Origin of the sequence: Pseudomonas sp. MWU13-2105, from assembly GCF_023242315.1 — a bacterium.
In the GTDB taxonomy this organism is placed as follows: domain Bacteria; phylum Pseudomonadota; class Gammaproteobacteria; order Pseudomonadales; family Pseudomonadaceae; genus Aquipseudomonas.
Map to the genome: position 1 here is coordinate 26,562 of NZ_JALLIY010000013.1, position 13,526 is coordinate 40,087.

A 13,526-nucleotide genomic window follows, 5' to 3' on the forward strand; every position below is an offset into this window, starting at 1 on the left:
GCGTTCCGGTTTCAAGGGCTGGGGCTGGACTTGAAGACGCCGCTGAGGACAAACGCATAACGCTCCGGGCGGATAAAGAACGTGGTCCGGTCACAGCAACGACCATCGGCAAAATACGAGGTGCGCTCCATCACCAGCAGTGCCGTGCCACGTTTGACATTCAGGGTGTTGGCCAGCTGTTTGTCGGCTTCCTGGGCGCGAATCGCCATGTCGGCGCGGGTGACCGGGGAGCCGGTGATCGACTCCAGAATGGAATAGATCGGACGGCTCTCGACCGCGCTCCAGACCACGTCCGCCAGTTCGGCTGGCAGATGGCTGCGGCCCAGGGCGATGGGCTCATCATCGACAAAGTGCAGGCGCTCCAGCAGCAGGCAGTGTTCGGCCTCGGCAAATAGCGCGCGCAGCGCCTCGGGAACCGGCTGTAACTGATAATCGAGGACGCGCATGCTCGGTTTGAGACCTTGCAACAACAGCGCCTCATGAAAGCTGCGCAGGGCATCGAGACCATGGCGGACCTGCTTGGCCGCGACAAAGGTGCCCTTGCCTTGTTTGCGTTCCACCACTCCATCAGCGCTGAGCTTGCCCACGGCCAGGCGAATGGTCACGCGGCTGACCGCAAAGCGCTGGCCCAGCTCGGCCTCGGAGGGCAGCTTGCCGCTGGGCTCATAGGCGCCGCGCTGAATTTCCTCCAGCAATTGGTGGGCGATCTGTTCGTAGAGCGAGGTGCTGCTGTGGCGAAGAATGGACGTGGACACTGAGCGGTTCCGTGACCGAAGAAGTGCGGCGTTCACGGGGGGCCTTCACTTCTAAGGTTATAAAAATCGGTTATTGGGATGACTTGTATTAATACGTATTATGTCAGGCATTCCCATTGTAGACGACCTGACGACACTTGCCATGCCAGAAACCTTCCTTCGTACGTCTCCGCCGGCCGATGCGTTGAGCGTCGAGCGCATCAGCTTCAGCTATCCCAATGGGCACCGGGTGTTTTCCGCGTTCAGCCTGAACGCCGCGGCCGGCGAATTTGTCGCGATCCTCGGACCGTCCGGCTGCGGCAAGACCACTTTGCTGAACCTGTTGTCGGGCTTCGTCCAACCGCAGGCGGGACAGGTCCGCCTGAACCAGACCACGGTGAGTCCGGAGCGTTCGGAGTTGGGTTATGTGTTCCAGGCGCCGCAGTTGTTTCCCTGGCTGAGCGCCCTGGAGAACGTGCGTTTCGGCCTGCGCATGGCCGCTGATGGCAACGAGTCGCAGCAGCGTGAACAGGCCATGCGGTACTTGCGCCTGGTTGGCCTGGAACAGGCCGCGCAACGCTTGCCGCATCAGCTTTCCGGCGGGATGCAGCAGCGTGTCTCGCTGGCCCGCACCCTGGCGCTGGAGCCGCAGGTGTTGCTGATGGACGAGCCGTTCGCCGCGCTCGACGCCATCAGCCGTAACCAGATGAACGAAGAAACCCTGCGTATCTGGGCCGAACTGGGCCAGACCGTATTGTTCATCACCCACGATATCGACGAAGCAGTGTTCCTGGCGGACCGGGTGATTGTCCTCAATATCGCCCCGGGCGGTATTCACAGCGAATTGAAGATCCAGTTGCCACGCCCGCGCTCCAATCTGAAAACCCGCCGCTTAGCGGCGTTCCTCGATTACCGCAATGAACTGATGGAGCGTATTTCCCAGGTCATGGCGCTGTCCGAGGCCCGCGTTTCCTCGTCCTCCCTGTCCCTTGAAACCGAGTCGATCCAATGATCAAACGTACGCTGCTTGTCCTTTCATTATCGGTTGCCGCCGCGCTCGGCAGTTCAGCGGGCGCCGCCGCGGAAACCAAGCCGTTGCGGGTGGGGTATGTCTTCGCCATGGCCAATGCCCCGGCGCTGATCGCGGACAAGCAAGGCTACTACCGTGAAGAAGGCCTGAGTGTGGATCTCCGGGCGCTGGGTGATGGTCCGGTGATCCAGCAGGCGCTGGCCGCCGGCGAGCTGGACGTGGCCTATGTCGGCACACCACCGGTGTACCAGTGGTTTTCCCGAGGATTGCAGAGCCGGATCCTGGCCAAGGTCAATTATGGCCAGGCGGCGGTGATCGTCGACAGCAAAAGTCCGCTCAACGCCTTGGCCGATCTCAAGGGCAAGAAGCTCGCCGGGGTGAAGAAGGGCAGTGGCATGGACGTATTGCTGCGCGGTTATGTGCTCAAGGAAAAGGCCGGGCTCAATCCCGACCGTGACCTCGACATCATCGACATGCCCCCGGGCAATATGAACGCCGCCCTGGAGCGCGGTATCGTCGATGCGGCGTTTTCCTGGGAACCCTTTGTCAGCCAATCCTTGCTGCGCGGTTCGAGCCGGGTCCTGTTCGACGTCAACCAGGCGTTGCCGCAGTACCCCTGGTACGTGGTGATCGCACTGCCGAAAACTCTGCAGGAGCGCCCGGACGACGTGGTGAAACTGCTGCGTGCACATCGCAAGGCGATCGCCTTTCTCAACGAGCATCCCGACGAATCGAACCGGATCATCGCCGAGGCCTTCAAGCTCGAGGCGTTGCAAGGGCCCGACGGCCAGACCATCGCCCCGGCAACCATCGTCGCCCAGGCCCGTACGCGGCTGGGCTGGTCGGCGGACCTGGAGGCCACGGACATCCAGTTTATCCAGCGCCTGATGAACTACTCCCATGACCTGGGCTTTATCGACAGCCCGCTCAACACCGAGCAACTCGTCGACACCTCCTACCTGGAAAAAGCTTCGCGCTGAGTCTGCCCATGTCCTTGCCAAAACCGAATTGGGGATGGGCCTCGCTGCCGTTCCTGCTGTTGATCTGGGTGGCCCTGGCCAGTCGTTTTCCCTCCTACATCCTGCCGCAACCCTGGAATGTCGCCCGCGAGGCGTTGCGCTGGCTCGGCGACGGCTCGCTCTGGCAGCACCTGCAAGCCAGCGTCCTGGAGGAGCTCGGCGGGTTCTGCGCGGCGGTCATAGTCGCCGTACTGCTGGGGGCGGCGGGGGGATTGTCCGCGCGTTTCCGCGACTTTATCGCGCCGCTCAACAGCCTGTTCATGGCCATCCCGCCGATCGCCTGGGCGCCGCTGATCATGATCATCTTCGGCCTGGGTTATGTGTCCATCGTGCTGGTGATCTTCATTGCCGCGGTGTTCCCCATGGCGGTGACGATCCAGGAGGGCGTGCAGGGCATTCGCGGCGGTGAGGTCCGGGCGGCCCGCACACTGGGGGCCGGTCCCTGGCAATTGCTGGCGCATGTCTACCTGCCGGCTTCGCTGCCATTTGTCACGGCGGCCCTGCGTATCGGCTTCAGCCAGGGCTGGCGGGCACTGGTGGCGGCGGAAATGATCGGCGCCTCCCGGGGCATCGGCTGGATGGTCTCCACCGGGGGCCAGATCGGCAACAGCAGCCAGGTGTTGTTGGGCATCGTCCTGATCGGATTGATCGCCTGGTTGATGGAGAGTTTTGTGTTCCGGCGCCTTGAGCGTCACTACCAGCAATGGCGCGAGCAGTAAGTCGCCGGTGCCCCTTCAAATCTGCAGTGAACCAGTATGAGGTGTCATGTGAGTAAGCCGTTCGATCCCCGCGAAGCCGGGCACTACATTGCCCCGCAAGGCCTGTATGAACGCAACAAGCAACGTCCGTTCCTGGGGGCTATCAGCTGCGATCGGCAGACCCTGGTGGCCGGTCAATGGGACGAGATCACCCTGGTCTACGAGGTCGGCGGCAGCGGGCTGGCGGACGGTGCCTGGTTGAAACTGGCGTTCAAGTTCTACTCCGACTGGGCCTTGTTCCAGACCTCGAATCCGGCGGGCCCCAACTACGTCAGTGCCGAGTATCAGGCCGGTGAACTGGTGCCGGGACAGAGCCAGGCCACGGTGCAGCACCTGAAAGTGCGCTTCGACCAGAAGGGCCATGAGCGGCCATTCCAGAAAGCCGTGATCATCGACATCGTCGACGGCTATCTCAATCCTGGCGACCGCATCGTCATCCGCCTCGGCGATCGACGCCAGGGCGGCGCGGGCACGCGGGTGCAGAGCTTTGTCGAGAAGGACTTTCGCTTCCGCCTGTTCATCGATCCGCTGGGCAGCTCGAAGTTTGCCGAGGTCCCCGGTGATGCGTTGCTGGATATCGTCCCGGGGCCGGCGCAAAACGTGCAACTGATCGTGCCGCGGCTGGTCAGCGCCGGTGAGGCGTTCGACGTGCTGCTGCGGGTCGACGATGCCTGGGGCAATACCTGCCGGCAGTTGCCACTCGAGGGCCTGCTGACCCTGACCGGTCCGGAAGGCGAACAGCGGCGGCAGCCGTTCCGCCTGGCCGCCGAAGGTTGGGCGATTGCCCGGCTGGAGGCCTTGCAGTTCGGCGCGGTGGGCGAGTGGTGCCTGGCGGCCGAGGTGCAGGCGCCGTTTGTGCGCGGGGCGCGGGCTTTTGTCACGGTCGATCCGGGCGGTAGCGCATTGCGCCCGCTCTACGCGGACTTGCATGTGCACTCCGACGACACCGTGGGCACCAACGACACCTTGTACAACCTCAGTTATGGCCGTGATGTTGCCGGGCTCGATGTACTCGGTTATACCGCCAACGATTTCAATATCACCGAGCAACGCTGGGACCAGGCGGTCAAGCTGATACACGAGCTCAACGAGCCGGGGCGATTTGTCTGCTACCCCGGTACCGAGTGGTGCGGCAACTCCTGCGCCGGTGGTGATCGCAATGTGGTGTTCCTGCACGATCACAAGCCGGAGTTTCCTTTCGACAACCAGGGCCGCCTGGTGCGCTCCTTCGAATGGAACGAATTCACCGCCGGGACCATCAAGCCCGGCGCCTGGCCGGTGGATGAGTTGTACGCCGCCTATGCCAAGGATCCCGAAGGCCACTTGATGATGCCCCATGTGGGGGGGCGCCGTTGCAACCTGGATTGGCATCATCCGGAGTTGGAGCGCCTGATTGAAGTGGGGTCGGCGTGGGGGCAGTTCCATTGGGTCTATGCCGAGGCCCTGCAACGTGGCTATCGGGTCGGGGCCGCGGCCAACAGCGATGAGCATCAGGGGCGTTGCGGCGGCGGTGTGCCGGCCACGGCGGTATTCGGATCACGCGGCGGGCTGACCGGCGTGCTCGCCGAGCGTTTTGACCGTGCCAGTGTCGGCAAGGCATTGCGTGCCCGTCGCACCTTTGCCACCACCGGCGAGCGTGCGTTCGCCAGCTTGCGCCAGGGCGCGCATTTCATGGGCGAGGTGTTCACCGCACGGGCCGATGCGACCTTGGATTATCGCTTGCTCGGGGAGGCGGGTTGGGAGCAGGTCGAACTGTTTGACGGCGAGCGGCGGGTCTGGTCGCGCAACCTGCATGAGGAACTGGGTTTTTCCGTCCACGGCATTCGCCTGCGCCTGGGTGGCGCACGGATCAAGGACCGTTATCGCGGTGCCTACTGGAGCGGTGAGATCAGCGTTACGGGCGCAGTGATCAAGGGCTTCCGCGCCTTGGGCCTCGACCACCCCGAGCAGACCGTGTGGCGCAAGGATGCGACGACACTGGCGTTTCGCACCGATACCAATGGCGATACCGACAGCATTGAAATCGACCTGTCGCAACTGGCTGGAGCGACCTTGCGGATTCAAAGCCGTATCGACAACTACATCAAGGTCGGCGACCCATCCGAGCCGCAACCTTATGTGCATGCGCCGACGGTGCTGATGACCTTGTCCGGTGAGCAGTTGTTGGCGCAAGGGCAGGTGATCGAAGAACTGCCGGGGGCGGAGTTGAGGCTGTCCCTGGAACGGACAACCGACCTGCCGTTGCCGCGTGAAGTGCAGGGGAAGATCGAACTGGCGGCGTTGCGGTTGGCGGCGGGGCGTGAGCATCCGTTGTTCATCTGTGCACGGCAACGGGATCAGTCGAGGGTTTGGACGTCGGCGTTGTTCTTGACGCTGTGACGGCTGCCGATTGTGTGCATCTGTATCTATTCAACTCCCTGGCGGCTTGATACGTTCCGTGGCTCTTTTCGGCAAGGAACGACTCCATGGATCTCACGGCTATTCCCTTCGGTACGACTGACTGGTCGACCATAGAGCCTGTCGCCCATCCGGGGCAGACCGGGACTGCCTACTGGCGGACCTGCCAGTTTGGTTCCACTCGCGTGCGAATGGTCGAGTACAGCCCCGGATACTTGGCCGACCACTGGTGCTGGCGAGGGCATATCCTGCTGTGCCTGGAGGGCGAGTTGGACACTGAGCTGGAAGATGGTCGCCGGTTTACCCTGTCTGCCGGGATGAGCTATCAGGTCGGCACCAATAACGAGGGGCATCGCTCATCCACTACGAACGGGGCGAAGTTGTTCATTGTGGATTGAGCACGGACCGCCGGAGTGCGCATCGCCCGAGGGATATCCGCGCACGACCGCCCGCAATCAATCCAGGAAGGCCACCGGCCAGGTGGTACGAATGATTATCCTTGCAAAAAAAAGCTTGGGCGTTTTTACAGCGTAAACACACGAAGCCGTTAAACTGGTATTCCAGGAACGGCTTGTGCCTGTTTAACTGGTTTTTATCGAATGACCTGACACGAGGTGCTTGGGATGAGAAAGCCACATACTCGGTTTTAGGCAGGGTCGCGTTTCTGGTACCTCACGCGCTCCCAAGGGCCGTAGGGCGGTGATTGCAGGCATACAGTGGTAAGAAGAAATGGACTCTAGCGTCGGGTTGATCAGTGGCGAAGAGGCGGAGCCCTTTTTCGTGCAGACACTGGAGCAGGCTATTGATGCCGTGGTGGTCATTGATGACCGCAACTGTGTGCTGTTCTTCAACGGAGCCGCCGAGAAGCTTTGGGGGTGTCCGCGCAACGAGGTGCTTGGCCGCAACGTCAATACGCTGGTGCCCCAGGCGGTCTATGCCCAACATGACGGTTTTATCAGCGCCAACCGGGAGACCGGGGTCAACAGGATTGTCGGCAGCAGCCGGGATTTGCGCATTGTGCGCAAGGATGGTGAAGAGCGCTGGGGCTCCATGTCCATCTCGAAGATCACCTTGCCGGGGCGCATTCTCTACGCCGCCTTTCTCAAGGACATCACCCAGGTACGCTTGAAGGACATCGAGCACCGCTTGCTGTCGATGTCGGTCAATGCCACCCGCTCGGCTACCTGTATCGTCGACGCCGACGGGCAGCTCATTTATCTCAATGACGGTTTCGTTCGATTGCTGGGTTACTCCCGTGAAGAGGTGCTCGGCCAGTCACCGCTTATATTCTTTGCCGCGGGTACTCGGGCCAAGGCGAATGCGCAGCAGGTGCTGGAAAAGCTCCTTGGCGGTCAATCCAATGAAACCAGCGCGCTGATCAGCAAGCGTAATGGCCAACGGCTGTGGCTGCATGTTTCCTCGACGCCGGTGCTCGATGCGCAGGGCAAGGTCGAAAACATCGTGATTGTGTTGACCGATATCACCCGGACCAAGCTGCATGAGGTGTTGCAGGACAAGATCATTGGCGCGCTGTTGAAAGAGGCCTCGCTGGAGAGTGTGTTGACCTTGTTGTGCCAGGAGATTGAACGCATCGCCCCCGAGGTCGCCGTCTCAATCCTTGGCGTGGACAAGGAAGGCGTGCTCCACCCCTTGGCCAGCCCGGGTTTGCCGGCGGATTATTCCCGGGCGATCGAGGGCCTGCCAGCCGGCCCCGCCAATGGCTCCTGCGGCACGGCGGCCTACAGGGGCGAGCCGGTGCTGGTGACGGATATTCTCCACGATCCGCTCTGGGCCGATTACAAGGACCTGGCGTTGCAGTCGGGTTTCCAGGCGTGCTGGTCGGTTCCGGTGCGCAACGCCGCGGGACGGGTCGCGGCGACATTTGCGCTGTACTTCAGGGAGTGTCGTGGACCTGATCCTCTTCATATGCATCTGGTGAGCGCGGGAATCCATCTGTGCCTGTTGGCGCTGGAGCGGGAAGAGGCCCGGCAGGCGATTCTCCAGATGGCCTTCTATGATGCCTTGACCGGCCTGCCCAATCGCACTTTCCTGTTGGCCCAGGCCGAGCGGAGCCTGCGTGAGGTGGCTGAAGAGCAGGGCGAGCTGGCGGTACTGTTTGTCGATCTGGACCGTTTCAAGCAGATCAACGATGCCTTGGGGCACGCCTCGGGGGACTTGCTGCTGCAAGCCATGGCGCAACGTTTGCGCAGCGTGCTACGGGAATCGGACATTGTCGGGCGGTTGTCCGGGGATGAGTTCGTGCTGGTGCTGCCACGGATGAGTGCCACCCAAGTCACGTTCTTTCTTGAACGATTGATGATAATCCTGAGTGTCCCGGCCACCGTTGCCGGGACCAGCGTGGTGTTGTCGGCCAGCATCGGCATCAGCATGTTCCCGCGGGACGGGCAGGACATGGAAAGCCTGCTGCATTGTGCCGATATCGCCATGTACCAGGCCAAGCGCGTCGAACGCGGCAGCTTCAGTTTCTTTCTCGAAGAGATGAACAAGGTTGCCCAGGAGCGCTTGATGCTGGAGACCGACCTGCGCCAGGCCCTGGCCGGCGGCGGCCTGCATCTGGTGTATCAGCCGCAGATCGAATTGCGCAGCGGACGTCTGGTCGGTGCCGAAGCACTGGCGCGCTGGGTGCATCCGACGCTAGGCCATATTCCGCCCTGCCGATTCATTCCCCTGGCCGAGGACTGTGGGCTGATCAATGCATTGAGCCAATGGGTGCTACAGCAGGCTTGCGAGCAACTGGCGAGCTGGCGTCGACAAGGTTTACCGATCCCTTCCTTATCGATCAACCTGTCGCCGATCAACTTCCACAATCGCAATCTGGCCGAGCTGATCGCCCGGCAATTGCAATATTGTGGCTTGCAGCCCGGCGACCTGTGCGTGGAGGTGACCGAGGGCGTCTTGTTGTCCAATAGCGCAGGCACCGAGCAAACCATCCGCGATTTGCACGCCTTGGGGGTGCGCCTGGCGATTGATGACTTTGGCACCGGTTACTCCAGCCTGGGGTATTTGCGACGCCTGCCGATCAGCGAGTTGAAACTGGACAAGAGCTTCGTCGACGACCTGGAGCGCGACGCTTCCTGCCGCGCCCTGAGCGAGTCCGTCATTGGAATCGGCAAGGGGCTTGGCCTGCACGTGGTGGCCGAAGGCATTGAGCACGTCGCCCAGCGCGACATCCTCATGACCCAGGGTTATGAGGTCGGGCAAGGCTATTTGTTCTCGATTCCGCTGTCGTGTGAGGCGTTTGCGCAATGGGCCCAGGCGAGTGAGGCTGAGCTCCAGGCGGAGGTAGAGTGCAAGGTGATGACTGCACTGGCTGAAAGCCTCGGCGAACCGGATATCTAGGATGTGCCGCGTTGGTTTTGTGCGGCGCCGTCAGTCAGTTCGTAGTGGGCTGAAATTTCTTCCGGTAAGCGGCGGGCAGCAGGCCGACGCGTTGTTGAAAGAGGCGGCGGAAGGAATTGCTGTCTTCGTAACCGACTGCATTGGTAATGCTGCCCACGCTCATCCGGGTTGATTCGAGCAGTTGCTTGGCGCGCTCCAGACGAAGCGTCTGCAGATAGAGCAGGGGCGGGTACCCGGTGGCTTCCTTGAAACGCCTTTTGAAATTGCGGATACCAAAGGCGAATTGTTGAGCGACGTCATCAATCAGCAGCGGCTGCTGGAAGTGCTCCTCCAGCCAGTGCTGAACCTGCAGTATTTCTTCATCGCCATGATGCTTGGGCGGTGACCACGTGGTATAGACCGACTGCTGGGTGCGCATGGTGTCGACCAGCAGATACTTGGCACATTTGCGGGCCAAGTCCACCGAGGCGAAACGGCGGACCAGAAACAGCAGAAGATCCATGGCGGCACTCGCGCCGCCGCTGGTGATCAAGCGCTTGTCTTCGCACAGCATCTGCGCCTCATCCAGATGCACCTTGGCGTAACGTCGACGAAAGAGATCGGCAAAGGCCCAATGAGTGGTGGCCCGAACACCGTCCAGCAGGCCGGTTTCGGCGAGCATGAAGGTGGCCGTACACATGCTGACCACGACCGCCCCTTGCGCATGTTGTTGCCGTAACCAGGGCCCATGGGCGGCGAAGGTCGGCAGGGCGTCTTTCAGGGTGAAGAGAAAGCCCGGGATCAGCACAAGATCAGTCCGCGTAATGGCCTCGATGGACTGGTCCACCCGCAGCATCTGACTGCCCCACGCCGCTACATCAGCACCCTTCAGTGAGGCACGGGTCAATTCGAACGGCTGGCTGGCGGTGTCGGCGAACAGGTTGGCGGCACTCAGCACTTCAAGGGCCAGGGTGGTGCTCGCGGCGGAGCATTGATCAACCAGTAGCAAGGTGATGTGCATGAGAGGCCAATTGCGCTTTTCGCATGAAATAAGTCATTTATGCACCTACTGTAACCCAATTGGCCCCCGTAAAGTACGCCGCTGTCTTCTTCCAATCGGTGTATTTATGAATCTGTGGTTCAGGCTTGTGCTCATGTTGTTTCGTCGCCCTTGGCGCCAGCCCGTCGACGGCTTGGCCACCACCGTCATACGCATGCGTGTCTGGCCGTCGGATCTCGATCTGAACCGTCACGTCACCAATGGCCGGTATTTCAATATGGCTGATGTAGGGCGCATGGATTTCGTGCTGCGCAGTGGTGCCTATCGCGCGGCCTTGCGTCACCGGGCGGTGCCGATCGTGGGGGATACCTGGGGCAAGTTCCGGCGGGAGTTAAGGTTGTTCGAATCTTTCGAAATTCACACCAGGATCCTCGGCTGGGATCACAAGTGGAGTTTTATGGAGCACCGTTTCGTGAGTAAAGGCCGGGTGGTGGGCTCCGTGGTGATGCGCGGCCTGTTTCGCTCGGCCCGGGGGCCGGTGGCGCCGAGTGAGTTCGTCCAGGCAATGGGGTTGACCGAAGAGCCGGCGGCTATGCCGAAATGGTTGGCGGATTGGTCTTCTTGTTGTGATGGGATGAGCACCCAGATTCGAGAGGAGGAACAACAAGTGGCATCATGACTTGTCTTGCCAGGGGGGGAGTGCACCTGGCAGCTCCAGCAATCCCTTTCCATGGGGGAGCACAGGGCTATCGCCTGATCTTTTGAGTAGGGCATGCGCGGCTGGCCGGCCCAGATCAGCCGCGCATATCCCGTGGACTGACCCCCAGGCGTTGTCTGAAAGCCGTGGCCATGTGCGCCTGGGAGGCAAAGCCGCAGGCCAGGGCGATGTCCGCCAAACGCTGCGCCGAGCCAAGCAACAGGCCGCGGGCCCGGGCGAGGCGTCGATCGATCAGGTAGCTGTGCGGGCTCTTGCCCGTTGCATCCTTGAACGCACGCATGAAGTAGCCTTCGGACAAACCCAGTGTCTGCGCCATCGCCTGCACACTCAGCGGGCCGTCGAGCCCGGCGTCAATCAACTCGTCGAGCAGGCGCAGTCGCTGGGGGGTGATCGAGCCGCGGGGCACCTCCGCCAGCACCTCGTTTCCCGCCACCCGTTGGGCCAAGGCCAGTGCCCAGGTCTCCCAGTCGTCCTCCACCGAGGCCTGTAACAGCGCGCCGCGCATGCGTTGCGCGAGGGCAATCGCCTGCCGATCGATGCGATTGTTGAACGCATGCTCTCCCTTCAGCGGTGTACCGTCGGTGCGGATCAACCGCAGGTACTCGCCGCCCTCGGGGGATTCAGAAAACACATCGCACCCGGGGGGCAGGAACGCCAGGCCGTTGGGCGTGGCAGTGAAGGGCCGCACCCGGTCGCTGCCGATCGCGTGCCGGCCTCGCTGGCTGTCGAAGGCAAAGCCAATGACGGCCTGGGTTGTCATGTATCGGGTTGCGTAGCCGGCGCCGGGCAACAGCTCGATCGCCCACGGTCCGGCCTCGGCCCGACGGACCGGTTCGTGTAGGTGGGCTGGCGGCAAGCCGTTTCGACGATTCATAAGCAGCATCTTACTGAAGGACAACCCTGAAGGTCAGGTCAGTTTTCTGAAAGCCGATGGCCTGCGGTCCTGCCTAGACTGGGCAAAACCCCAGAGAGAATCGCCATGCACGGACTGACCCGCGACGATATAGAAAACGCTGCCCGCCAGGTATACCAGGTGATGCCCGCCACTGCCCAATATGCCTGGCCCCTGCTGGCCGAGCGGTTGGGCTGCACGGTTTGGGTCAAGCACGAAAACCACACTCCCACCGGTGCTTTCAAGGTGCGCGGCGGCATTACCTTCATGCACTGGCTCAAGCGCACCCAGCCGGACACGCAAGGCGTTGTCACCGCCACCCGTGGTAACCACGGACAGAGCATCGCCCTGGCCACCCGGGCCTTGGGCTTGAGAGCGTTGATTGTGGTGCCGCGCGGCAATTCCGTGGAGAAGAACAACGCCATGCGTGGCTTTGGTGGCGAGGTCGTCGAGTTCGGCGGGGATTTCGACGAGGCCCGCGAGGAGGCCGCGCGCCTGGCCGAAGCACAAGGCCTCTACCTGGTGCCGCCGTACCATGCCGAGTTGATCAAGGGGGTTGCCACTTACGCGCTGGAGTTGTTCAAGGCGGTGCCGGACCTGGACACCGTCTACGTACCCATCGGCTGTGGCTCGGGGGTTTGCGCGGTGATCGCCGCCCGCGATGCGCTGGGCCTGAAGACCCGGGTGGTTGGCGTGGTATCGAGCGCGGCTGCCGCCGCGAAGTTATCCTTCGAAGCCGGGAAGATACTCGAAACCGCCTCGGCGAATACCCTGGCCGACGGTATGGCCGTGCGCAGGCCGATCCCTGAAGCCTTCGCGGTTTATGCGGCCGGCGCGGCGCGGATCGTGGCGGTCTCGGACGAGCAGGTCAGCGAGGCCATGCGTGTGTATTACAGCGACACCCACAACCTGGCCGAAGGGGCAGGGGCGGCGGCACTGGCGGCGCTGATGCAGGAGCGTGAGGCCATGGCCGGGAAGCGGGTGGCGGTCATCCTGACCGGTGGAAATGTCGACAGGCCGGTGTATGCGAAGGTGATTGCGTGATCCGCTGATCAGGCCGTCGGGGTCGATTGCTGCCTGGCACTGCCTTGCGCTCGGTCGACCATCGATGGAAAACGCCGAATACTCCAACTCGATCTGCCCCAGTTCAGGATGCAGCAAGCGTTTTACGTTTTCTCCATCCGCATGACCGTGCACTTCATGGTGCCGCCATAACGCTTCGAATTCCGGGCTGACGGTGCACAGTTCGTTCACCAGTTCGCTGACTTCGGAGGCCAACCCGGCACGCGCCACATCCGCTCTGAAGGCGCCGACCACAAACCGCGCCACGCTCTCCCAATCGTGCTGTTTGGCGCGGACCGCCGGATTACCGAACAGGAACCGCAGGATATTGCGTTGTCCGACCGGCAGCGTGCTGTAGTCGGTCAGCACGATGGCGGCGGCCCGGTTCCAGGCAATCACCTCCCAGGTGACACTCTTGATAAGTGCCGGGCTGGCATGAAGCGAATCAAGCACGCGCTGAAGCCTGGGATTGATACCCACCAGCGGCGTGTAGCGGACTTCCGGTGGCCGTCCCAGCGCCAGCATGTAAAGGTGCTCGTGCTCCGATTGCGTGGTGAGTGGGAAACCATCAGGGAGA

11 protein-coding genes and 1 pseudogene are annotated in these 13,526 nt (G+C 62.0%); 8 read left to right on the top strand and 4 right to left on the bottom strand.

Going from position 1 to position 13,526, the window contains the following annotated elements:
• Positions 1-11 precede the first annotated feature (11 nt).
• A complete protein-coding gene (locus M5B96_RS19570) occupies positions 12-755 on the bottom strand; it encodes a GntR family transcriptional regulator (RefSeq protein WP_248798408.1) in 744 nt (247 codons plus the stop codon).
• 142 nt (positions 756-897) lie between these two features.
• Here M5B96_RS19570 and M5B96_RS19575 point away from each other — a divergent pair, with 142 nt between their 5' ends.
• The 6 genes from M5B96_RS19575 (at position 898) to M5B96_RS19600 (ending at position 9,298) form a co-directional block, all read left to right on the top strand.
• Entirely contained in the window at positions 898-1,746 is an 849-nt protein-coding gene (locus tag M5B96_RS19575; RefSeq protein ID WP_248798410.1) for an ABC transporter ATP-binding protein, read from the top strand.
• On the top strand, positions 1,743-2,744 hold the full coding sequence (locus M5B96_RS19580) for an ABC transporter substrate-binding protein (protein ID WP_248798412.1): 1,002 nt from the start codon (positions 1,743-1,745) through the stop codon (positions 2,742-2,744). The genes M5B96_RS19575 and M5B96_RS19580 overlap by 4 nt, the downstream gene beginning before the upstream one ends.
• Before the next feature lie 8 nt (positions 2,745-2,752).
• Positions 2,753-3,502: an ABC transporter permease gene (locus tag M5B96_RS19585; protein WP_248798414.1), complete on the top strand. Its 750-nt coding sequence runs from the start codon at positions 2,753-2,755 to the stop codon at positions 3,500-3,502.
• 48 nt (positions 3,503-3,550) lie between these two features.
• Positions 3,551-5,920: a hypothetical protein gene (locus tag M5B96_RS19590; protein ID WP_248798416.1), complete on the top strand. Its 2,370-nt coding sequence runs from the start codon at positions 3,551-3,553 to the stop codon at positions 5,918-5,920.
• 86 nt (positions 5,921-6,006) lie between these two features.
• On the top strand, positions 6,007-6,336 hold the full coding sequence (locus tag M5B96_RS19595) for a DHCW motif cupin fold protein (RefSeq protein WP_248798418.1): 330 nt from the start codon (positions 6,007-6,009) through the stop codon (positions 6,334-6,336).
• A gap of 331 nt (positions 6,337-6,667) precedes the next feature.
• Positions 6,668-9,298: an EAL domain-containing protein gene (locus M5B96_RS19600; protein ID WP_248798420.1), complete on the top strand. Its 2,631-nt coding sequence runs from the start codon at positions 6,668-6,670 to the stop codon at positions 9,296-9,298.
• 34 nt (positions 9,299-9,332) lie between these two features.
• Here M5B96_RS19600 and M5B96_RS19605 read toward each other — a convergent pair whose 3' ends face one another.
• Entirely contained in the window at positions 9,333-10,298 is a 966-nt protein-coding gene (locus M5B96_RS19605) for a GlxA family transcriptional regulator (RefSeq protein WP_248798422.1), read from the bottom strand.
• 106 nt (positions 10,299-10,404) lie between these two features.
• Between M5B96_RS19605 and M5B96_RS19610 the strand changes: the two genes are divergently transcribed.
• Entirely contained in the window at positions 10,405-10,956 is a 552-nt protein-coding gene (locus M5B96_RS19610; protein ID WP_248798424.1) for an acyl-CoA thioesterase, read from the top strand.
• Positions 10,957-11,071: 115 nt separating this feature from the next.
• Here the strand turns inward: M5B96_RS19610 and M5B96_RS19615 are convergent, their stop codons facing one another.
• Positions 11,072-11,878, bottom strand: a complete 807-nt coding sequence (locus M5B96_RS19615; protein ID WP_248798426.1) for a helix-turn-helix transcriptional regulator — start codon at positions 11,876-11,878, stop codon at positions 11,072-11,074.
• A gap of 96 nt (positions 11,879-11,974) precedes the next feature.
• Here M5B96_RS19615 and M5B96_RS19620 point away from each other — a divergent pair, with 96 nt between their 5' ends.
• Positions 11,975-12,931, top strand: coding sequence for a threonine dehydratase (locus tag M5B96_RS19620; RefSeq protein WP_248798428.1), 957 nt, complete (start codon positions 11,975-11,977; stop codon positions 12,929-12,931).
• Positions 12,932-12,988: 57 nt separating this feature from the next.
• Here the strand turns inward: M5B96_RS19620 and M5B96_RS19625 are convergent.
• Positions 12,989-13,474: pseudogene (locus tag M5B96_RS19625) on the bottom strand (transcriptional regulator); the annotation flags it as partial.
• Positions 13,475-13,526: the final 52 nt, after the last annotated feature.

Coding starts and splice junctions, on each gene's coding strand:
- M5B96_RS19605 (WP_248798422.1), bottom strand. CDS start 10,298: ATGCACATCACCTTGCTACTGGTTGATCAATGCTCCGCCGCGAGCACC.
- M5B96_RS19600 (WP_248798420.1), top strand. CDS start 6,668: ATGGACTCTAGCGTCGGGTTGATCAGTGGCGAAGAGGCGGAGCCCTTT.
- M5B96_RS19620 (WP_248798428.1), top strand. CDS start 11,975: ATGCACGGACTGACCCGCGACGATATAGAAAACGCTGCCCGCCAGGTA.
- M5B96_RS19615 (WP_248798426.1), bottom strand. CDS start 11,878: ATGCTGCTTATGAATCGTCGAAACGGCTTGCCGCCAGCCCACCTACAC.
- M5B96_RS19575 (WP_248798410.1), top strand. CDS start 898: ATGCCAGAAACCTTCCTTCGTACGTCTCCGCCGGCCGATGCGTTGAGC.
- M5B96_RS19585 (WP_248798414.1), top strand. CDS start 2,753: ATGTCCTTGCCAAAACCGAATTGGGGATGGGCCTCGCTGCCGTTCCTG.
- M5B96_RS19580 (WP_248798412.1), top strand. CDS start 1,743: ATGATCAAACGTACGCTGCTTGTCCTTTCATTATCGGTTGCCGCCGCG.
- M5B96_RS19610 (WP_248798424.1), top strand. CDS start 10,405: ATGAATCTGTGGTTCAGGCTTGTGCTCATGTTGTTTCGTCGCCCTTGG.
- M5B96_RS19595 (WP_248798418.1), top strand. CDS start 6,007: ATGGATCTCACGGCTATTCCCTTCGGTACGACTGACTGGTCGACCATA.